Source organism: Fusibacter sp. QWL-12 (genome assembly GCF_058683495.1).
The window spans coordinates 1,277,502-1,299,785 of record NZ_CM178745.1; the positions used below are offsets into that span (position 1 = coordinate 1,277,502).

Consider the following 22,284-nt stretch of genomic DNA (forward strand, 5'->3'; position numbering starts at 1 on the left):
TTGAATTTAGGTATTGATCTTTTATGATTATTTTGTTATAATATTATAGAACGTTTGTTCTAAAGGAGATTATATGAATAAAACAGTTTGTGAATTGTTTGCTGGTGTTGGTGGATTTAGAGTCGGATTGGAAAACGCAGGCGAATGGAATACTGTGTTTGCCAATCAATGGGAGCCTAAGTTCAAAACACAATTTGCTTATAATTGCTATACAAAAAATTTTGGTGAAAATCATAATTGTTCAAACGAAGACATCGGAAAGGTTTCACCAAATGTAATACCAGATTTCAATCTGCTTGTTGGTGGATTTCCATGCCAAGACTACTCTGTCGCCACTACTGGTGCGAAAGGTATTCAAGGTAAAAAAGGGGTACTATGGTGGGAGATTTACAAAATCTTGGAAGCGAAAACACCACCTTTTGTTTTACTTGAGAACGTAGATCGTCTATTAAAATCACCAGCATCTCAAAGAGGTCGTGATTTTGGTATTATACTTGGTTGTCTCCACAACTTAGGATATGCTGCTGAATGGCGTGTAATTAATGCGGCCGATTATGGTAATGCTCAACGACGACGAAGAGTTTTCATATTTGCTTACCATATGAACACAGCCCATTTTAATCGAATGCAAAACGTCGAAAATCTCACTGATCTTATTACAAGAGAAGGTCTTTTCGCAACTCAATTCCCTGTACTGATTCCAGCTCATCAACCAGAAGAGAATATTATTCATATGATGGAAGCTGATAATACGGTAGATATTCAAGACTTATCCGATAATTTTCATCATCAATTTGAAAATAGCGGCGTTATGATTAATGCGCAGATTTTGACATTGCGACTAACTCCAAATTACAATTTGCCACCTATCACTTTAAGGAATGTTCTAGAGAATGAAGTGGATGAAGCTTTTTACTTGTCAGATACCCAATATGCAAAAGCACTCATCGAAAAAGGTGCAAAATCTAAAGAAAGAGTTAAATCTGACGGTTTTGTATATCACTTTTCTGAAGGTGCTATTCCATTTCCAGAACCTCTTGATAGCCCTTCAAGAACAATGTTAACTGCTGAAGGGAAAGTCAGTCGAACATCACATATCATACTAGATCCAAATACCAATCGATATCGTTTCATAACACCGGTTGAATGTGAACGGTTAAATGGTTTTGAAGATAATTGGACAAATACCGGAATGACAAATAGTCAAAGATATTTTTGTATGGGAAACGCATTGGTTGTTCCTGTAATTACTCAAATTGCTAGAGAGCTAAATCGAATTTTTGAAAACGAACCTAATTAGGTTCGTTTTCTAATTTATTCACATAACCAATTTTTCTATTACCATGATTTTTATGTTTAATTTCAAAGGTATCTGGGGCATCGAGTCCAATAATTATTAAAGGTGTCGTTAGTATTGTCGTAAGTGCTTTTGAGTAACTAATAAAATTTTCGTACGTTCCTATTGCCCCATCAAATCCACCATATTTTTTCATCTTCTCTGTTGCACAAATTATAACACCAATTTTGGTTTGAATATCTTTTTCAATATGGTTTAATTCGGATGCTAAAACTGGTTTTATTAGATTCCATGCTATTGATCCACCATGATTAAAGGCAACTTCAATTGAAAAATCTTTCTTTGCAAAATCTAATCTCCAATTATCGTTTTTCTTTTGTCGATACTCATTATCTTTAAATATATAACTTTGTGGCTTCCAACCACATGATGTGAATTTTTCGTCAAAAATTTTATTTATTGACTTTGAAATGCTTTTACTACCCCCATTATACATCTCAAAATGGTTAATAATTTCTTCATCACTTGTGCCACTGATTATATTTACTATTTCTAAATATAAATCATGTAAACTTTCATTGCTATTAACAATTTCAAAACCATATCTATGTGAATATACTACGAAGTTCATCATTTTCCTCTTTTCAATAATAATATATGTTCAAAAAAAACCAATAACCCTCACTCATTCATTTGAATGAAGGTCATTGGTCCTTATTAATTTGTATATGTATTGCTCCCATTGCAAATATGTGGTGCTGAGTTCATCACATATCGCCATACATGTGTGCCCCATAACTTCCCCTCTATTTCCATAGTGCTCTCTATGAACTGTTTTCCATTTTTGACAAAATTACCAGTTCTCTTTTGAACATTATAACATAGAGGGTGACATAAGTGTATCAAATTGAGCTTTATTGTTACAGAATTTAACAACAATTCCACAACTGCTATCGAATTTCATTTTGCATCAACAACTGTTTGTTTACTTGTGAATTACTATTTGAATCTATGAAGTCAACTTTTATTATTATCTTTGATTGCTTTCAAAATAAACCCACCCATAATTGCAATCGGAATAGAAACAGCAAGTGATATTGGTTCTACGAACTCCCCAATAACGCCTCCAATTAAAGTACAAATCACTGCTAATACTAACATAACTTTCCTCCTTCTTGATTGATATTTCACACAGTATTCTTATATCCATAGTAGACTTATTTGCGAGGGCTGCGTGTTACGAGAAATAGACTATTATTCATTTCAAAGAAATTTTCAGACACATATCAAAAGTCCTGTAGGCTTTGTTTGAGAAAATTACATAATTCAATATATAAAGCAACAAAAAAGACCCATAACCCTCACTCATTCATTTGAATGAAGGTCAATGGTCTTTATAAACTTGTATATGTATCGCTCCCATAGCAAATATGCGGTTCTGAGTTCATCACATATCGCCATACATATGTGCCCCATAACTTCCCCTCTATTTCCAAAGTGCTCTCTATGAACTGATTTCCATTTTTGTAAAATTTATCAGTTCACTTTCGAACATTATATCATAGCGGGTGACATATGCGGTAGGCAATTGAATCAAATATTAACAATACTACGAATCATTATCCTCTGGTCTTCTAAACTATTGCCTACAAAAAATAAAAGTTATTTTAAAGTTATGACCACAAATCCTATTTAAAGAATCAAACAATTAACTTAAAAGTTTTGAAAATCCAATAAGAATAATTACCACTGCATGTATGGTTGTACCCGCTAAAAGTGGTGGAATTGTATTCCGAATTTTGAAAAGGGAATAGGTATAATAAGAAATACCAGTTACCACAATAGTAGTATAAACATCATAGACGGTTACATTGAACTTATTCACAATCAAATAAACAATCAGTAGTGATGAAACTGACAGTAAAACTGATCCTGTGATTCGACTATACGGATTAGCTTTAACAAGTATTTTATGAAAGAACAATGTTGGTAAGCCATACATAGCTAATACGTTGCCTACACTTTTAATGATAATTTTAACAAGTAACAATAGACATGAACCGATAATAATGTAAAACGGTTGATCCAGCAATCCAGCATCCATACGAAAATCAATTCTTATCAAACTCGTATTATCTAAAGTTGGTAAGGTCAGTATGAAAGAAAATAGTATAGCTAGTAACATATACAACCTAACATCCATTACGAGCATCTTCTTATGGCAATCGTTTAACCATCTCATAGTCTTCCCTCCTCATAAAAGCATTTTCCATCTGATCAATTGTTTCATTTGAAAATTCTAGATTTTCTATCTCAAAATTAAGCTCGTCCACGTTTCTTTTTAGTGAAATGTACTGAAGCCCATAGATGATCCAATAATCACAACAAAGGAAGATTACAAATAAACCGATAACAGATAATGGACTTGTAAAGATACCAAAGTAGATAATGCACCATAAGTAATATACCGTGAAAACTAGCACGGAGTTAATCCCGACCCTAAGGTGATATCTAGGTGCTTCATCACTGGCAAGTGGTGCACACAAAGGGATAATAAACCCTGTCCAGCAAGCGACAGCAAACTGTACGAGATAGATGCCAAGTTCAGAAAGTGGTAACTTATTTGATAGTATCGGGATGAGGACACCTTTATCCAGTGAGTTCAAGATGATGATGATATGTAGTAAAAATACGCTGATCATGATGCCATTTAGCGAATGCTTAAGCTTATAGTTTTTTAATAGCTGTGGTTTTAACTGCACTTGCTCAGTAGTTCCTTTATTATGTCTTTGCTGATTCATAATTAATCCCCCTCCTTTCAAATTCCAAGATGCCTTTTAATCTTTTCCACATATCGTCTAGAGACGTATGTTTTGTCGCCATTTTTAAACTTAAGTGTGATGGTTCCTGTCAGGCTCAGATCAAGGCTTTTGACCTTTTGAAAGTTGACGATCTCTGAGTTAGAAATGCGTACGAAGTATTTACTTGGTGGATTGTTCTCAATCTCGTAAAGTCGGTTTTTAAGTATGTATGAGCCGTCATCACACAGTGCGATGATCCGACCTCCCTCTGTCCTTATGCTTAATACGGTGTGTGTCTCTAACATAAACACTTCACCCTCGTTATACCCCAGCAGCCTAGACTCTTTCTGTGTGTTCAATAGGTCTAAAAGTGCCTGTATCTCTGCCGTCATTTGGTCGGTATGTACGGTTAGGCAAGGCGACTTGTATTGTTCATCTATGATGATTTTGATTTCCAATGTTTTCTCCTATTGGCTTGTCATAGGTTTATTGTAGTGAAATTGTTTTGTTAACACAATAGTTGTGAAGCAGATGGTCGATATGGGCACCTAATTGGTGGATTATTGTAACACACTTTTATGGTCTCATTACAAAAGCCACGAGACTAAACTCATGGCTTTCAACTATTATACTCTATTTCCATTTTCAAAAAAAATAATTTGTGGTGATCTATATCTAGTAGAACGCGCATGAAAGACTATAAAGATGCCAAACTTATACTTCAAACTACCATTTGGATCAATATATGCTTTTAACTTTTCATAATCATGCTCATAATTTTGTCTATTGGTTGATTTTTTCACTTCTATCGCGATCAAATTCTTCGCATTAGTCCCTCTTCTATGAACAATTATATCCGGATAGACTTGATGTGAGTTTGTAGAGAGGTTATCTGTATAAATTACTTTCTTTAGTCTGTCCTCCACATTTTCGCAATTCTTATTATACTCACAATCAACATCATATGTTTTTCCAAAAGTTTGATCTAGATACATCGCTAGTTTATGAGAAATAGAACGCTCATTTACATCATTTACAAGTAAATAGTTATCATTGACACGAACATGTTCAATCGCAATATCTAGTCTTCTTCTCACTTGAGATAAATTCAATTCTACCTCCAATTTATTTAATTAGTCAGACCATTTAATTCTTTATAAAGTTCCTTTGCATATGAATCCGTCATACCAGATACAAAATCAGTCACCATAAGCAATCTCAAGTATAACTTCTCACTATCATTTAAATCCTTAGAGGTTTCTTTGTATACACGTTTGTGGCTTTCCGATATCAAACTAACTACTTTTTTGTGAGAATGTGATAATCTTTTTTCCTTTTCTTCGCCGGTATAATAGATGACAGCAGGCACAAAGGTATCAAGTAAGTTTGTAATGATTTTCTCTGCAGCAATTTCAAGCTTTAAGATACTAGGATGGCAGAAGATATATTTAATAGATACCATTTTAAGTGCTTCAATGAAAGATTCTGCATAAGTATTCTCAAATAAATCCGTTTCAAACTCACCGGATAATATACGCTCATAATTCTTTCCAAAAGAGAAACTTGCAGCATATATAAGTAATCCCTGAACACGTACCAACCAATTCTGAACGAGACTTAGCTCAGAAGTATTTGAATCATTCGATTTAGCTTTACTTTCCAGATCATCTAAAGCTTCTTTTAAATACTTAGTTGAGTGCTCATAGTTTTCTATACTCTGCGTATCAACAACGGTCTTTAAAGTTTCTTGTAAGGTTATAATTATTTTATCTATCGAGACAATTCCCTTTTTCACACCATCTTCAAGATCAGCTGTCAAATAAGCGATGTCGTCTGCCGCCTCTAATAACAAGGTTAAAGGATGTCGTTTATCTCCTGTCATCGTACTTGACACAACACTTTGGAATGTATTTTTATCTGCATAGAAATAGCCCATTTTTTTTGACTTTTTGGGTCCTTTCTCCTGTATCTCCATTGAATTCACGGGATATTTTATCAGTGTACTAAGAAGTGCTTTGGTTAAGTTCATACCGTTTAGATCTACCATGATATGTAGTTTCGATATGATTCTAAGACCTTGGGCATTCCCTTCAAAATTGAAAAGATCATTTAACATTTGGGGCTCTAAAATCTCTGATATCGGTCTATCATTATAGTTCATCTGTTGGATATTATCACTAAACCACTTCCTAATTATAGTTTCTCCAAAATGTCCAAATGGTGGATTGCCAATATCATGTAACAGACCTGCACACTGTAATATGTCGGTTATCGTCGTTTCAAAATTTTCAGGTAGATTTCTATTTTGATTGTATTTCAGTAAATTTCTTGCTACTGATTGTCCAAGGGATTTTGCTATAGAAGACACTTCCATTGAATGGGTCAATCGCGTTCTAATAAAATCACTTTTCTCAAGTGGAAAAACCTGTGTTTTGTCTTGTAAACGTCTGAGTGCTGCACTTGCAATAATACGATGATAATCTTTTTGATATTCGCTTCTTAAATCATTATTTGATTGACTGGTACTTTTACGTATACGTTCCTCACTTAGTAAATACTGCCACTCCATGTCATCCTCCTAATTGTCAAAAAGTATTAAAAATACTCATAAGTAAAGTAGTTTGTTAAGATCTTCCCCAAATTTATTGGCTTTAGCGTAACTTATAAGCTCCGTTTTAATCGTATCATCAATTTTATCCTTATGATCGTTCCAATATTTATATGCAACAAAGCTTTTGCCTGGTTGATCACCAATATATTTACTTAAATAGATTAATTCTTGGGCAATATATTGATAATAAACCGTTGAAATTTTTTCATTGCCAAATGCATTAAAAATCATAAAAATTATCTCTAGTTCTTTTTTATACGCAATGAAATTACCATCAATTCTTTGATCATCATGTAGCTCTTTAAATAATCTACTGAAGTAATCTATCATATCATTTATCAAGAAGGGTGACTTCCAGTCAAAAGATTTAAAAAAACATTCTATCTCCGATGAACTTGATAAATGCTCATAAATCAAGTCATCATTCGCTAATTGAGATTTGAGAAGTAGTATCTCTTTATGTTTCTCATCCTCAACTTTTTTAAATGCAATCATAAAATGATTTAGTTCTTCGAAAAAAGATTCTATACTATTAATCTCAATAATAATTACGCCATTATCGTCTTTATAGACTTCCTTTGGATCACCTTCAACATAAAGTAATTGAATGACTTCGTTTGGGCAAAAAGTCTCATTTTTCACATCAAAAACTTTATTCGACCAATCTATAGCTGAAAGAACATTTATATCACCTAGTCCATATCCCACAAATAAAGTTGTCGATTCTTTCAATAATATCGGCAATTTAATTTGTCGATACTCTGTTGGTCTAAAAAGCTCAATATAGTCTTGTTGTGTCAAAATAATAGAACTTGGATTATGCCTAATTCCATGTAAGTGATAAATTGGGATTAAATTCTTCACTCGTATAATAAGTTCATCAGAAGATAACGAGATGCTCTCCCCTGCAAATATCGCTTCGAGAACGGTATCGTAATTCGTCGTAATTATCCATTGAAAATCTAGATCTGATAGCAATTCTTTATATTTCTTAAGTACCTTTCTCTCTGGCATGAAATTAAGCAAATCCGCTACAGCTTGCTTAATCTGATAGACTGCATCGGAAAGTTGTAAATTATTCATATCTGCATATTCACGACTCATTTCAGAAGCAACCTCAGGAAGTGAAATGTTTTTCTCTAAAATTTTCTTTACGTCCATTTTTTTAATCTTCGATTGCGCGTCATTTATTTCTGTTATCATTTCACAATTTAACTTATCCGAGATCGCTAAAAGCAGCTCATCCCATTTATAAGTTTTAAAGCTTGTACTGTCCTTCATTACTGATTTCGTAAAACCAGCGCCTACAAATAAGCCTAGATTGCCATAGGACGATGACTGTACAATTTTAGTTAAAACCTCTGCCCTTGGTATTTTTATGTTCATTTAAGCACCTCATAACTTGTAGAAATTCAATTACAATTTAATTCACTTTTTCCATATTTGGGAATCTTATTTATTATATCATAATTTCATATCGATTGTTAATTGATAAGTGTCATATTATAATAATTACTCATCTTTAAAAATGCTCTGATTATTACCAGAGCATTTTTTACACAAGAATATATTCTATATTTGTAAATGACAAATTATTTTTGGATTACTTATGATAATCCACCGTCAATCCCTTTGCAATAAGGGCTTCTAGCATACCTCGGTCGATGATTTTCTTATCCAGCTCTTCATAGGCTCTGAGCTCCTCGAGGTGTGGCAACTGCATGATCGGTGCGATGTTGGAGATCTTGTTATATGAGATGTTCAGGTAGACCAGTGATGACAATGTCTCAAAAACGGAGATGTCTTCGACTTGGTTTTGATGGAGCGTCAAATCGGTGAGATGGACTTTGTCCTTTAGTGGTGTGACGTCCTTGACTGCGTTGGTGCTGAGGTCAAGGTTTTCTAGGCTCTCCCAGTCCTTTAGAAAATCTATGGATGTGATGCCATTACGGATAAAGGTCGCACTGGTTACTTCGGTCAGCTTGGATAAAAAACCGAAATCGGATACATTTGTTTCTGTAAAGTTGATTCGACTCAGCATCTCAGTGTTAAACTCAGCTGACGCTTCATCTACAGTGGAATAGCTGATGGTCATGTAGGTGATGTTTTGAAGGTCCTTGATAGGATCTAGTGACTTTAGCTCGCCATATCGATATGAAAAATCACCTAGGTAGATGGCGTATTCTAGTCCATCGATTTCACGGACTGGATACTCCTTGTAGTCGATGTTAATCGAGTAGACCATTTCCATATCTAGCGCTGTGATGTCACCCTCAGGTTTGTCGATGGCGAGGCGAATCAGCTTTTCAAGCTCTGGATCTTTAATGGTGATCACTTCGTCAGGTGAAGCCGCCATCGCAGTGGATGCTTCCATGGTTTCTGCCATCGGTTCATTTATGGCCTTTGCTTCTGTGGTCATCGTGTCCAGACTTTCGTCGTTTGATGTACCTGATGAGCAGGCGGTGATGGTCAGTAGAATTAGAGTCAGTAGTAGGCTCCACAATAATCGTTTGTAACGCATTTGAATACCCCCTTTTCTAATATAAGGTTACATACCCTTTTGAAATAGAGGTATTCATCAAGTCGGTTTTAAGCACTATGTGTCAATCTTCTTGTCCCTCTAAAAGACAGGGCTACAGACTTATATTTTCCATATTGGTTTCGGATTATGAGTGTGGTAAGATAAAAATGTTCGCAACTATAATTTAATACTAGGAGGATTTATGAAGTTAAAGGTTGGGGGAATACTTGTCCTTGTCTTGTTACTTAGCTTTAGTTTGGTCTCATTTGCTGACGTAAGCACATCAACAGACTATGATACATATGAAGCGGAAGCTTTAAAGGACTTAGGATTATTTAAAGGAACCGATAAAGGTTTCGAGCTTGAAAGAGAACCAAAGCGAGTTGAAGCTGCGGCGATGCTCGTAAAGCTCCTCGGTAAAGAAGAATTAGCTAACAAAATGAAATACGAACACCCTTTTACTGATGTTCCAGCATGGGCAGATGCCATCGTTGGTTATCTCTACCACGAAGGTTTAACAAATGGTGTTAGCGATACACTGTTCGGATCAAACAAGCTGATGACTGCAAGAGATTATACCGTATTTATCTTAAAAGCATTGGGCTATGGTTCTGATGACTTTGATTACAAGGAAACACTTCGTTTCGCACAGTCACTGGGTATTTTTACGATTCAAGAAAGTGTTCTGTATCAAGGCAGTTCATTCAAAAGAGCAGATATGGTTCATATATCGTATAATGCATTATCAACTTCTTTAAAAGATCAAGATCGCTTTCTCATTTACCGTTTATATTTAGATGGCGTCGTAAGTCAAAGTGCGATTACCGCATCGACATTTACTCCATCTTATGTAAAAATCTTTCCATATCAGGATGAGCCTGAGTGGTCGTTCAATGATCACTTTATGAATCTAGAAGCGACACCATCTGAGTATTACTTTAACAATATGGTAACTTTAGGCGAGCCAGAAACATCAGGTGTTGCGCCTTGTAGTGAGCTCTATATAGAGTTAAACGATCGCTATCGTATCTGGGATGATCAGATTTTAGTAGCTACAGTTTCATTGATGAAAGATAATGACATCGTTTATGTTGATAATGTCATTTCAGACCGCTATACACCGAAGGAAGACGGTATCTTATCTAGCCTGTATTTTAATATCCCTATACCAGAGGTTGATTATGATTACCTATATGTTTATGTTACTCCAATGATTGCATTAGACTTTGATTTTTCAATCGATGTAACACACTTTAATTCAACTGACGTAGAAGCCATCAAGAAGGCTTTAAAAGAAAGTCATGCCTTTTCAATCGTTTATGCTGATAAGGCAAGTGAATTGAAAGAGTCTGAGTATTATGATATGGGTATCATAATGATAATGACGGTAGAAGGATACTGGTCGCAGGTTATGAGCAACACTGATTACACGGACTCTTTTATTTTTACTGAGTCTTATAAACCTTCGTTCCAATTGAAATTCGTCAATAGTGAAGAAATCTCTTATACAACGACAAATTACTTTAGTTTAGATTTGCCTTATCCAGACAATGCTATCTACGATTATTACTTTGGTTTGTATGATGATGATGGTAACTTGTACAGAATCTTAATTATTGATAAGTAGTACTTCACCAAAAGCAAAATTAAAACGCCTAGAATTCTCTAGGCGTTTTTTATATGAAAATCAATATCTATTTCTTCAAACTATCCCGAATCACCAGCTGTGTCCCTATGGAGATGCGGCAGGCCACATCGCGCTCGTTCGCAATGCGATCCAATATGGTTTTTATCGCCAGTACCCCCATCTGCTCTGAGTGAATCTTCAGTGTCGAGAGTGCGGGTGTGGTGAACTTCGCCTGCGGAATATCGTTAAAGCTGATCAGCGATACCTCGTTGGGTACGTGGACGCCAAGCTCATAAAAGGCTCTTAACACACCTACTGCCATGGAGTCGTTGGCTACGACAAAGCACTCAGGTAGGTTGCCTTTGACAAAGTTTGCTTTAACGGTTTCATAGGCGGAATCCGATGAAAACTCACCGATCCAGATCCACCCTTCGTTCAAAAGTCCTCTCTTCGTCATCTCACTGATGAAGGTCAGCTCTCTTTGGTCCTGATGGTTGGTCTGTTGGTCAGGAAAATCCCTTGCACCGATGTAGCCGATGGTCTTAATCTCTTTTTCGATTAAAAATCTTATGATCTTTTTCATGCCGAGGTCGAGGTTCACTGTAACCGCATCAAAACGCTCATCGTCTGGATCACTGTCCACGAAAACGATGTGTTCATAAGTCTTCGCGATCTGATTGACCATCTCCTTTGTAAATGTACCCACTGCGATAACGCCGCTGAATTCAGATGAAGATGGGAATTCCTGTGTCAGTTCGTTATGATACATTCTTTGAATGGCTATGCCGCGTTTTTTACACTCCTCATCAATCCCATAACGAATCGCCAAGTAGTAAGGGTCTTCAATTTCGATCTGACTGGTAAAGGCGCACACCACCAAAAGCTTAAGGTCGGATTGAGCCGTACTCAGTCGGTTCGAATATTTTTGTATGAGCGGTATGTACTCGAGCTCTTCTGCTGCTTCATATATCTTAACGCGCGTCTCTTCACGAACGCTGATGTTTTTATCTCCGTTGAGAACTCTCGAAACAGTCGCCGGAGAGACGCCTGCCTTTTGAGCGATTTCTTTTATCGTAACCATAGTTCACCTTTAATTTTAGTAAATTTTTTATCATTATATCATAAGTTTGTTCTATTGTAAGAACATTTAGGCTTTTTATTAGAAAAAGACGCTACAGAACTTGGGGAGATCGGTCAACGTCTTTTTCTATCTATCTTTAAGGAGTGTCTGCTGTAATTATGACTGCATATACTGACGCCGTCCAAGCGAAGCCAGTATCTACAAGCCCCTCGCCTGTCAGCGGGTCGAAGTTTTCTGCGAAACCACCGGTTAAAACTGCCTTGATAAATTTATCTGTAATGCGTTTTGCCCAATCTGATTCGCCCGACTGCATCAGTGCATCTATGAAAAGGTACGTCGTCGGTGCCCAAATCGGTCCACGCCAGTAGCCATTGTATCTATAAAATTCACTATCGGTACGCTCTGTCGCAAAGCCATACTCGGTTTCAAAGGTCACTAGATCTGCCTTTAGCTTCTCTGCAATCGCTATCGGTAGATGCTTTGCTATCAGAAGTGGTATTATTCTTTGAAGCGTTCCCGCTCTTACGATGCGTTTTTTCTCAGGTAGCTTGATGGCTATGAACTGCTCACCATCCCAGAGTTGCTCCGTTAACGGCTTGATCAGTGCATCAAACTTTTCTTGAAACGCAGCTCTCTTTTCTGAGTCAGGTGTATGTGCGATTAAAAAGTCCAGCTGTAAGAGTAAAAACGTCGTCAAATCCGGTGTGATCACGGGCACGCCTTCACTGAAGAAGGTACCGTTGTCCCATCCCGAATCGTTCCCATGTGTATAAAACGGTAGTCCAATGTCGCTCATGCGATGTGCAAACCAGTAGTTCACCTGCTTTTCAGCCATCGCAAGGATGCGCGATAACCGATGTGCTTCTTTGAAGTAGGCATCCTTTTTCATGAGCCAGTCATAGCACCACCCCAGTAGCGGTGGCTTGTTACAGCTATACGACGCATATCGATCGTTGACGTAATCGGGAAATGCGCCTTCCTCCGACTGAAGCGACTCAAAAATCACCAGCTGCTCATACGCCAACTGAGGCGATGCACTTGCAAGCCCCATAGCGCTGAAAAAGTTATCCCAGCTCCAGATGTTCGTCATCCAATTTTTCGTCATATAAAGCGCTTCATACTTTAGGAGTCCCATCGGCTTGACGCGGTTTTGCCACAGTATATGCGCCGCTTCCCTTGTTTTCTCTGCAAGGACGTCATCGCTTTTCACAAACTTAGTCTCCCAAGCTTCAAACTGTTCACCGATTCTTTTTTCGCAGGTCTCAAAGGAATCCTTCTGTGTCGCCACCTGAGTCGCACTGACGGTATAGGTGCTGAATCGCCATTCGCTGTTGTCGCCTAGTTCTATGCAGATGTTCTTATTGCCGATACCCGTCCATTCAGAGGTGATAACACCATTGCCACTTAAGCTCTGAATGCCGAATTTCACTTCTTTGAAGTAGCTTGCAAACTCCCAAGTCTTCGGAGAGAGCTCCGCCAATGTGTCATAACGATGTGTAACGGGAATCAGTCTGACTTTAGACGCTGAGTCAAAGGTACGAATTCTAAAGGTATCCTCGTTTTCAAAGGTAATCTGGGCAAGGACTTCGCTTTCCTTTTCAACCGTTAGAAGGCTTGGCGTCGCTGCGAACTTTAGTGCGTCTATAGAGAGTTGTGAGTCATCTATCTCCTTATAAAACTCAAATCGAAAGATCAAACCAGGATCGAGATCGCCACCTCTCACATCTCTGATAAAGAGGGCACGCCCTTCTTCGTATTTCATGAGGGAAAAAACAGTGAAGGCACCTCGTGTGCTAAATGGGATTTTGATTAAATCGATCGCTTTCATAGATGCCTCCTTTATTTTTACTTCTGAACCACACGCCATGTATAGCCAAAATCAAAGTCTACAGGCTTGAGCTTGTGCTCTGGTGAAGGTTCAGGACCACAGCTGTTACTCCCTAGTCCGTTGACTTTATAGTCGAGGTGGAGGTAATAGCCATCTGATTTTAATAGGTTCATGTGTGTTGCCTTTTCAAGCATTTCATCGCTGTAAATTCTCAGACCAAAGTTACTTGGTTGATCAAAGCTGATCTCAAGTGTCAGCTCATCGTAGCTGAGTTCAAGTGCAATAACCTTTCCTCTGTTTCCATTTTCCTGTGGGAATGGATAATTGGTAAATAGGTCATCTACCGTCGCTTCGTGTCTGCCCATCCATGCAGAGAACTGACTGTCAGGATAGTTTTCATAAGGACCTAGGCCTTCATAAGTGACTTTTGTAGGTGCACTTGAAAGCTGTGTCATCGTTCCAATCTTAGGCAGTGACGCTTGATAAAAACGTTTTGCGTCCTTAAACTGTCCCTTGAAATTAAAAGCTAAGGTGCCATCGGTCTTAACCGTGATTTGAGATTGTAAGCGATAATACCAAACCTGATTGGGTGCACCAAAGATCGCATCGGTTTGAACGACCACTTCACCATTATCAGAATCCTGATACCAGGTAAAGCCCTCTGGGTATACCTTCGCAAGGTTCAGTGCATACTTATCTTGCCATTCCTTTTTCACATACATGTCGTTATCGATTGGCGCTCGCCAAAAGTTCATCTCAGGTCCATCATTGATAAATGATTTACCATGCGCTTCATAGGCGACAAGCTTGCCATCTACTTTATCAAACCTTGCCTTTACCGACTGATCTGCTGTTATTACCTCTAGCGTATCATGTGTTTCTGTAACTCGCAATCCATCGTTGGCGTCAGTTGTATCAAAGATAGGATTATTTTCACTCTCTGAAACCAAAACCTGCTGTCTCAAGACTTCTCTACCCGATAGGGTATCATTCGCGATTAATAGGCCACCCCTGATTTTAGATGCGATAATGTGATGATCAGATGTTACAAATGAAACGGTCACGCCATCAGGTGCATCTAAAACATACCAGTCTGATTCAATCTCACATTTATCAGTTACACCGCCTTGCAATGCCTCTGAGCATTCTGATTTTATACAGTTTGTGCCAGCATATTTTAACGTAATCGCTTCTCTTGGATTTAAACCCTTTATTCTAAATGAAACGCTGCCACGAGCAGTCTCCCAGACAAACTCAAGGTTATCCAAGTTCAAATGATCGTAGTCGTTAGATAGTGTAAGTTCGCTACGCGCTTCATCGAATTCGAGCCAAACTGGCGCATAGATTTGCTTGACTTCACCCAGTGCAGGGGAAGGTTGACGATTGGGGAACAAAAGTCCGTCACAGTTGAAATTACTGTTGTGCGGTGCATCGCCATAATCGCCACCATACTTGTAAAACACTTTTCCTTCTGCGTCATAGCATCGGATGCCATGATCGATCCACTCCCATATAAATCCGCCATGCAATCTCGGGTACTTGCGCATCAGCTTTTGATACTCAAGTAAGCCGCCTGGGCCATTGCCCATCGCATGAGCGTATTCACAAAGTAGGTGTGGTTTCGTGCCATCTATGGATTTACCAATTTCCTCTAATCTCTCTAATCTCGTATACATGGTGCTATACACATCTGAAACCTCTACGTCTCGATCGCCCTCGTAGTGTAACAGTCTCGTGTCATCCAGTCGTTTGATCGCTTCAGCCATTGCCACAAAGTTACGGCCAAACTCGGATTCATTTCCCAGTGACCACATTATAATCGATGGTCGGTTGATGTCTCTAAACACCAGTCGCTCAGCGCGATCCACGTAGGCTTCCGTCCACGTGGCGTCATCCGTAATCCAGTCGTATCTGCCTGCGAGCTCAAACCCATGACACTCTAAATCGGCTTCACTGATGACGTATAGGCCAATCTCATCGCAAAGCGCATAGAATTCCGGTGCATTGGGATAATGTGCCGTTCTCACCGCATTGAAGTTGTTTTGCTTCATCAGCTCAAGATCGTAGCGCATGTCCTCAAACGACACCGTTCTTCCCGTATCACAGTTAAAGTCATGACGATTCACGCCTTTAAATCTGATGGGTTTCCCATTGACCAAAAGCTGTGTGCCCTTCACTTTAATCGCTCTGATGCCCACGCGATCAACTACTGAATGTATTACCGCACCATCCTTCACTAAGGATAGGGTTAAACCATATAGATAGGGGGTTTCTGCTGTCCAAAGCGATGGTGCATTCACATAGATATCGGTCTGGTGTCTGTTCTGACTGCCCAAGCGTCTGTTTCGATTTAACACCTCACTTGCCTCTACTATGGTACGACCTTCATCGTCCACCAGCTTCACCACAAGTGCATAGTCACTGGTTTTCATCAAATCACTAGCAAACTCAGCGGTTATCGATAGCTTTGCAGCATTCAATTGATCCTCTAAAACAGAATGAGTGGATTTATCAGCTCCAGTTCCAGCTTCGTTTCCAGCTTCATCTTCCGCTTCAAGGGTGGTCACTACTTTAAAGTGCTCGATTCTTACCTTTGGTAAAACCAGCCACTCAACGCTTCTAAAAATCCCGCTGAGCCACCACATGTCTTGATCCTCTAAGAAAGTACCCACACTCCACTTGCTAACCACCACCCTGATGCGGTTCTCACCCACAAAGAGATGTTCCCCGATCTCAAACTCAGAGGTATAGCGCGATCCAGTACTGCCACCGACCTCAACACCGTTGATAAAAACGGTAAACTGACTGTCTACCCCATGAAAACGCACGCGATGATCAAACTCTGGCTTCAAATCACTTGCCAGCACTGTAAAACCACGCTCATAAACGCCAGTTGGATTTTTCGCCGGTACATAGGGGGGTAAAAGTGGAAACTGATAGTAAAGATCCGTGTAGTGCATCTGATCGTAGCCATGTAGCTGCCAACAAGATGGCACGGGGATTTCATCCCATGCCTCTATGGTTTCGGGAATACGCGCAGGGGCATCGAAATATCTAAATTGCCACACGCCATCAAGTGAGTTTACACGCTCATAGTCGCTGTTAAAATAAGCCCTTGACGGCACTCTGTTCTGCATTAATCTTAATGACTCCATTGACATACTCCTTACTTAATTCCTGTACTTGAAATACCTTCAATAATCTGTTTCTGTGCGAAGAAGAAGCCGATGAGCGGCGGAATACAGATGATTGATGTAATCGCCATGATTGCCGACATGTTCACGTCACCGACGCCTTTAAACTGTGCAAGTCCCAGTGTCAACGTGTACTTGGATTGATCGTTTAGGAAGATCAATGGCCCTAAGTAGTCGTTCCATACCGAGAGGGTATTAAAGACTGCGATGAGTACCAGCGTTGGCTTAACCAGTGGCATGTATATTTTGTAGTAAATCTGAAAATGATTGGCCCCATCCAGTAGCGCTGCTTCCTCTAGTTCTCTCGGTATGTTCAGCAGGAACTGTCTCAGGAGAAAGATATAAAAGGGCGATCCGAACCACGCGGGCACAATCAAGGGTTTCAAGGTGTTGATCCAGCCGAACATGTTAAACTCCATGTACATAGGAATCATGGTAACGTCCCAAGGGATCATCATCGTCGCAAGTAGGATAATGAAGAGCACGTCTCTCCCCTTAAAGCTAAACCTTGCAAACCCATAAGCCACCAGTGAGCACGAGATCAACTGACCGATGGTGGTGCCGATGACCACTAACGACGAGTTAAAGAAGTACTGCGTAAACGGCTGTGATAGCCATGAGTCAATGAAGTTTTTAAAGCTAAACGACGACGGAATCCAAACCGGTGGATACGCATGTAGCTCCGCTTCTGTCTTAAATGCAGAGGTCACCGTCCAAAAGAATGGAAATAAAAACAATACGGTAAATAAAATCAAAAGTGCATAGACAGGTAATTTGCGTAAAAATGATTCTTTCATATTTGTCTCTCCTTACTTCTTCACTTCTGATTCGTAATAAACCCACATGGAAGATGATTTTAAAACGAGTAAAGATAATGTCAGTATGATTAAGAACATGATCCAAGCGTTGGCAGAGGCATAGCCCATCTCAAAGTGCTTGAAGGCGTTGTTATACACATACATCGCGTAAAAATATGTTGAATTCGACGGTCCGCCCTTCGTCATAAGGAGTGCGAGGGTCAATTGTTGGAATGCCGAAATTATGGTCATGATCAGGTTAAATAAAAGTGCAGGTGTAATCAGTGGTAGCGTAATCTTAAAGAATCTGTGAATTGAGCCAGCGCCATCGATCATCGATGCTTCGTAATAGTCTTTAGGTATTTCCCTAAGAGCACCTAAAAAGATGAGCACCATCGTCCCTTGTCCCCAGAGGCTTGCGATAACCATGGCCACCAGTGACCATTTGGGGTCGCCCAGCCAGTTAGGACCTGCGATACCGATGAGTGAAAGCAAATAGTTGATAACGCCGTATTTAAAGTCAAAGATCCAAATCCAGATCATGGAAAGTGCCACGCCTGAGATAACGGAAGGTAGGTAAAAGACGGTTTTGAAAAACCCTTGACCTTTGATTTTTTGATTCAATAAAAGTGCCAAACCTAGGGCGATGCCCATGTATAAAGGTACGAATAAGACCGCGAATTTGAAGGTTACCATCAAGCTGTGAGTGAACATCTTGTCTTTGGTAAACATTCTGATATAGTTGCCAAAGCCGACAAAGCTTGGCTGTCCAACGATGGGCCAGTCGAAGAAGCTGATTGCCAGTGAAAACAGTAATGGTCCCAATGTGAAGATCATAAACCCTATGATCCAAGGCATTATAAACAGATAGGGCACAATTTCTCTTTTGATTTTGATTTTTGCGCTTGGTTTTGCCATTGTTCTCTCCCTTATATCAAGGTAGCTGCGTTGCCACAGCTACCTCGCCACCTAATTATTCAAAAAATTGTGCTGATTCTGATACCGCTTCGTCTAAAACTGCTTTAACGTCTAAAGGCTCTCCATTGACTGAATCTACAAACACTTTTTCAATCGCATAGAGCATTTTTTCTGAAATTTTGCTGTACTCAGAGTTGAGTAGGAACGCAGGTGTGTGTGCATCTGCTGTTTCTAACATGTCGTAGAAAGGCTTGTAAAATGGATCTGATGTATAATTGAGTTCTTCTGAAACGCTCTTAAGAACAGGTAAATCGATTTTCGCTCTCATCTTAACCGCTTCTGGAGAGGTATAGAATTTGATGAACTCCCATGCCAAATCCTTGTTTTTAGAATCCTTCGCCATACAGATCGCAGAAGAGTTGATGACGCTAGCCACTTCCTTCGCAACTGGTAAACCGACGATGCCTAAGTTCTCTTCACCGATGCTTTCGATGTGACGCTCAAGAGGCCAGATACCACTTTCCTGCATCGCGACGTTGCCGCCTCTAAATGCGTTGCTGATGCTGTCCTGTGCACCAAGTGCCGAACCCTCAACTACCATATCCGAGAACATTTGCATCATTTCAACTGCCTCTGGGCTGTTAAAGTAACCGTCCATCATCTTGCCATCAGCTGATAGGTAAGATGAACCGAAGCTCCAGTAGTATTGTTCAAAATCATAAGGGTCTGGACTTGTGGCAAATGCAAATCCGTAGATGTCATCGCCGAGTGCTGAAAGTGCCACTGCTTTTTCTCTTAAATCATCCCAAGTCCAACCTTCTTCTGGGTAAGCGACGCCAGCTTGGTCAAAAAGAGCTTTGTTATAGTAGATAACGTGTGAGGTGTAACCAACTGGCATCCCTAAAACGTTGTCATTCATAGTGCTGTAGTTCAAAATACCAGGATAAAGATCATCCATCAATGCTTTAAAACTCTCATCTGAATCCATATAACTGTTGAGTGGTTCGAGTGATGCTTGGTAAGTTGGGAAGTCCCACATATACATAACATCTGGTGCGTTTTTCGCGCCAAAGCCAGCAGCGATTTTTTGATCGTAACCATCGCCGTAGCCTTCTACTTGAACCGTCACACCTGGATTTAATTCTTCAAATCGCTTAGCGATTTCCTTTTGAACCTCAAGTGTATCCTCTGAATCCCATGTTGCAAAACGAATTACATTTTTGTCCTCTTTGGCGCATCCCATTAAACCAAATGCGAGGATCAACACCAATAACAAACAAAGCTTCTTCATAAAGAATCTCCCTTCCAAATTTTTATGTTTGGTTTTGATGTTTTCAGTTTACTAAATGTTTTACTAATTGTCAACGCGTTTGTTTAGTAAATATTTTAGTGATTATTTAATTGATGTGTTAATATTCTTAATCGTTTGCTTAACTACTCTTTAACGTTTGGTTCAAACTCGTCGCCAAACTATTTAAGTAGCGTCTTTACCTAGCGTAGATAAAATGATAGAATGATACCGACTTTTACCGCTAACTTATATGACAGAAGGAGTGCCTATTTTGAAGGATTTAGTATTAATCATTGTTCTACAATTGTTTTACGTCCCAATGCTTGCGCTTAGAACCATCAGCATGGTGAAACAGCTTAAGCTTTTAACCGCATTTTTCGGCATCCTTGAAAGCTTGATTTATGTATTAGGGCTCTCTCTGGTACTGACAGGTGAGCAAACCATATGGGAAATGCTCGTTTATGCCTTAGGTTTTGGTGCAGGCTTAATCGTTGGAATTCACATCGAAAATAAAATTGCCATCGGTTATACCTCAGCAGTGGTCAATATAAGAGAAAAAAATGCAGCACTCATTAACCACCTTCGAGAAAACGGCTATGGCGTAACTGTATTTGAAGGGGAAGGTAGAGAAAGTACGCGCGTACGTCTGGATATCCTTACAAAACGATCTAAAGAAAAAGAACTGATGACCGCAATCACCAGTTACGAACCTACAGCATTTGTCATCTTCTACGAACCGAAGTTCTTTAAAGGTGGCTTTATACTTGAACAAATGAAAAAGAGGCTGCAATAGCCTCTTTAGTTGTTACATATAGTATTGTGAGCTAACATAACACGCTCCGAAGGACCGGTCCTCGCTCCGCTGCGGAGCCTTCTCCGAGTGTTATGTTAGCTCACAATTAAATTATATCAAATAGAAATTCGCCTCACTAAAGGTAATCCACCAAAACATCTCGGTCGTATCTTACTGCATCGATCTTAAAACGAATGAACTCTCGTTTGAGTTTAATCTTTCCCTTGTTCACCAAAACCGTTTCGGTATTTTCATTGAGGTCCTTTAATACAAACTCTACTTCAAAATCATAGTACTTGTACTGGCGGTCCGATGAAGTCTCTGTTAAGCTGACATTTGAAAAATGCATCGATAGGTTCTTTTCACTTGCTAATTGAGGTGCAAACATCAAATAGCGATCTCCTATGAAAAAATCGGCGTATAAGAGATCTGTATAAAGACCATCGAATTCTTTCTCTATGTAACTTTTGTAAGTTGCCATCTGCTTTTCTATGCTTTCGCCAGGTGGCAATATTACCCCATAGGTTTCAGGTGTGACCTCATACATCTGGGTAAAGAACTTGGTCACATCCGCCTTAATGGTCTCTTCTTTAGATGCGGTTTGGTAGCTATAAGTAATTATGACGGCAATCAGTAGAACAGTGAAAGCAACGACAGTGATGACATTCCTTCTGTTTTTCATTTTAACCTCCTTAAATTGGCTTATGCACTTACCTTATTATACACCCTATACGGTTTTACTCAAAACAACGGAAGGACGACAATCAATTAACTCAGACTCCAAATCACATCTTTTTCTCAAGCTGCACGCGATGATATATCCCATAAAAAATAACGAACAAATAGGTACCTACCAGCAACAGCGTCGCAATAAGATCCACCTCCATCAAAGCAAATGACAGCATCAGCGCACCAAACACAAAGACCATCATATCATAAGCTTTTGCCTTTGCTGCATTACTTACAGCGATGTTGCGTTCATCGTTCTTATCGATTTCCATCTGTTTTGCAATCTCTGGATGATTCTTAATGGATCGCTTTTGAATGATCGTCCCCATGCCACTTCCAAACACACCACAGCCCACCCCCACGAGGATATATGGTAAAGTTCTCATAATACCTTCTGGCTCAACGACTGACTTAATAAAATAAAGTCCAAGCCCTAACATCACTAATCCCAGTAGGGTTATCAAATAATCTTTCATTTTATTGTTCTTTTTATTTTTCATCTGAATCCTCCTCATAAATAAAGATTTCCTCAATGCTTAAATTAAAAAACTTAGCTAGCTTAAACGCCAAAACGATCGATGGGTTATACCGTCCGTTCTCAAGCGAGCCAATGGTCTGTCTAGAAACCTCTAAAATTGCTGCCAGTTCTTCTTGCTTAATACCGCGTTCTTTACGCAACTGCTCAAGTCTATTTTTCATGCAAGCTCCCTTCTATGTAAAGTTTACTTTCCATATCCAAAGTATATCACAATTTTTAAAAATGTAAAGCTTACTTTCCATAAAAAAAAGCAAATCC

Annotated in this window: 21 protein-coding genes; 3 read left to right on the plus strand and 18 right to left on the minus strand. The window is 39.1% G+C overall.

Translation table 11 applies throughout. The annotated features are described in order from the left end of the window. The first annotated feature begins 73 nt into the window (after positions 1-73). Positions 74-1,300, plus strand: coding sequence for a DNA (cytosine-5-)-methyltransferase (gene dcm / locus AC4PID_RS06525; RefSeq protein ID WP_492134760.1), 1,227 nt, complete (start codon positions 74-76; stop codon positions 1,298-1,300). On the opposite strand, the gene AC4PID_RS06530 is transcribed toward dcm, so the two are convergent. The 9 genes from AC4PID_RS06530 to AC4PID_RS06570 form a co-directional block, all read right to left on the minus strand. Further along, entirely contained in the window at positions 1,293-1,928 is a 636-nt protein-coding gene (locus AC4PID_RS06530; RefSeq protein WP_492134761.1) for a BglII/BstYI family type II restriction endonuclease, read from the minus strand. The genes dcm and AC4PID_RS06530 overlap by 8 nt on opposite strands. Positions 1,929-2,314: 386 nt before the next feature. Continuing rightward, a complete protein-coding gene (locus AC4PID_RS06535; RefSeq protein WP_492134762.1) occupies positions 2,315-2,458 on the minus strand; it encodes a hypothetical protein in 144 nt (47 codons plus the stop codon). Positions 2,459-3,005: 547 nt separating this feature from the next. After that, entirely contained in the window at positions 3,006-3,539 is a 534-nt protein-coding gene (locus tag AC4PID_RS06540) for a hypothetical protein (RefSeq protein ID WP_492134763.1), read from the minus strand. Next, positions 3,514-4,098 (minus strand): hypothetical protein, encoded by a 585-nt coding sequence (locus AC4PID_RS06545; protein ID WP_492134764.1) that lies wholly within the window; start codon positions 4,096-4,098, stop codon positions 3,514-3,516. The genes AC4PID_RS06540 and AC4PID_RS06545 overlap by 26 nt, the downstream gene beginning before the upstream one ends. Before the next feature lie 17 nt (positions 4,099-4,115). Beyond that, complete coding sequence (locus tag AC4PID_RS06550) at positions 4,116-4,556, minus strand: LytTR family DNA-binding domain-containing protein (protein ID WP_492134765.1); 441 nt, start codon at positions 4,554-4,556, stop codon at positions 4,116-4,118. Positions 4,557-4,724: 168 nt separating this feature from the next. Next, complete coding sequence (locus AC4PID_RS06555; RefSeq protein WP_492134766.1) at positions 4,725-5,210, minus strand: hypothetical protein; 486 nt, start codon at positions 5,208-5,210, stop codon at positions 4,725-4,727. A gap of 17 nt (positions 5,211-5,227) precedes the next feature. Further along, positions 5,228-6,667 (minus strand): deoxyguanosinetriphosphate triphosphohydrolase, encoded by a 1,440-nt coding sequence (locus AC4PID_RS06560; protein WP_492134767.1) that lies wholly within the window; start codon positions 6,665-6,667, stop codon positions 5,228-5,230. 36 nt (positions 6,668-6,703) lie between these two features. After that, the gene (locus AC4PID_RS06565; RefSeq protein WP_492134768.1) at positions 6,704-8,095 is read right to left on the minus strand and encodes an SIR2 family NAD-dependent protein deacylase; all 1,392 of its coding nucleotides are present in this window, start codon (positions 8,093-8,095) and stop codon (positions 6,704-6,706) included. 217 nt (positions 8,096-8,312) lie between these two features. After that, entirely contained in the window at positions 8,313-9,230 is a 918-nt protein-coding gene (locus AC4PID_RS06570; protein WP_492134769.1) for a leucine-rich repeat domain-containing protein, read from the minus strand. Between the two features lie 202 nt (positions 9,231-9,432). On the opposite strand from AC4PID_RS06570, the gene AC4PID_RS06575 reads away from it, so the two are divergent. Further along, on the plus strand, positions 9,433-10,857 hold the full coding sequence (locus AC4PID_RS06575) for an S-layer homology domain-containing protein (protein WP_492134770.1): 1,425 nt from the start codon (positions 9,433-9,435) through the stop codon (positions 10,855-10,857). A gap of 67 nt (positions 10,858-10,924) precedes the next feature. Here AC4PID_RS06575 and AC4PID_RS06580 read toward each other — a convergent pair whose 3' ends face one another. The 6 genes from AC4PID_RS06580 to AC4PID_RS06605 all read right to left on the minus strand — a co-directional run bounded on the left by AC4PID_RS06580 (position 10,925) and on the right by AC4PID_RS06605 (position 19,966). Then, positions 10,925-11,938 (minus strand): LacI family DNA-binding transcriptional regulator, encoded by a 1,014-nt coding sequence (locus AC4PID_RS06580; protein ID WP_492134771.1) that lies wholly within the window; start codon positions 11,936-11,938, stop codon positions 10,925-10,927. Between the two features lie 136 nt (positions 11,939-12,074). After that, the gene (locus AC4PID_RS06585) at positions 12,075-13,766 is read right to left on the minus strand and encodes an amylo-alpha-1,6-glucosidase (protein ID WP_492134772.1); all 1,692 of its coding nucleotides are present in this window, start codon (positions 13,764-13,766) and stop codon (positions 12,075-12,077) included. Between the two features lie 17 nt (positions 13,767-13,783). After that, positions 13,784-16,921, minus strand: a complete 3,138-nt coding sequence (locus tag AC4PID_RS06590) for a glycoside hydrolase family 2 TIM barrel-domain containing protein (RefSeq protein ID WP_492134773.1) — start codon at positions 16,919-16,921, stop codon at positions 13,784-13,786. A gap of 11 nt (positions 16,922-16,932) precedes the next feature. Continuing rightward, positions 16,933-17,757: a carbohydrate ABC transporter permease gene (locus AC4PID_RS06595; RefSeq protein WP_492134774.1), complete on the minus strand. Its 825-nt coding sequence runs from the start codon at positions 17,755-17,757 to the stop codon at positions 16,933-16,935. Between the two features lie 12 nt (positions 17,758-17,769). Further along, positions 17,770-18,675: a carbohydrate ABC transporter permease gene (locus AC4PID_RS06600; protein ID WP_492134775.1), complete on the minus strand. Its 906-nt coding sequence runs from the start codon at positions 18,673-18,675 to the stop codon at positions 17,770-17,772. A gap of 55 nt (positions 18,676-18,730) precedes the next feature. Beyond that, a complete protein-coding gene (locus tag AC4PID_RS06605) occupies positions 18,731-19,966 on the minus strand; it encodes an ABC transporter substrate-binding protein (RefSeq protein WP_492134776.1) in 1,236 nt (411 codons plus the stop codon). A 271-nt stretch (positions 19,967-20,237) separates the two neighbouring features. Here AC4PID_RS06605 and AC4PID_RS06610 point away from each other — a divergent pair, with 271 nt between their 5' ends. Continuing rightward, complete coding sequence (locus AC4PID_RS06610; protein ID WP_492134777.1) at positions 20,238-20,759, plus strand: DUF2179 domain-containing protein; 522 nt, start codon at positions 20,238-20,240, stop codon at positions 20,757-20,759. A 136-nt stretch (positions 20,760-20,895) separates the two neighbouring features. On the opposite strand, the gene AC4PID_RS06615 is transcribed toward AC4PID_RS06610, so the two are convergent. The 3 genes from AC4PID_RS06615 to AC4PID_RS06625 all read right to left on the minus strand — a co-directional run bounded on the left by AC4PID_RS06615 (position 20,896) and on the right by AC4PID_RS06625 (position 22,187). Next, positions 20,896-21,441 carry a hypothetical protein gene (locus AC4PID_RS06615; RefSeq protein ID WP_492134778.1) on the minus strand — a complete coding sequence of 182 codons (546 nt, stop codon included), beginning with the start codon at positions 21,439-21,441 and terminating at the stop codon, positions 20,896-20,898. Positions 21,442-21,544: 103 nt separating this feature from the next. After that, complete coding sequence (locus AC4PID_RS06620; RefSeq protein WP_492134779.1) at positions 21,545-21,988, minus strand: hypothetical protein; 444 nt, start codon at positions 21,986-21,988, stop codon at positions 21,545-21,547. After that, positions 21,978-22,187, minus strand: coding sequence for a helix-turn-helix transcriptional regulator (locus tag AC4PID_RS06625; protein WP_492134780.1), 210 nt, complete (start codon positions 22,185-22,187; stop codon positions 21,978-21,980). The genes AC4PID_RS06620 and AC4PID_RS06625 overlap by 11 nt, the downstream gene beginning before the upstream one ends. Positions 22,188-22,284 lie beyond the last annotated feature (97 nt).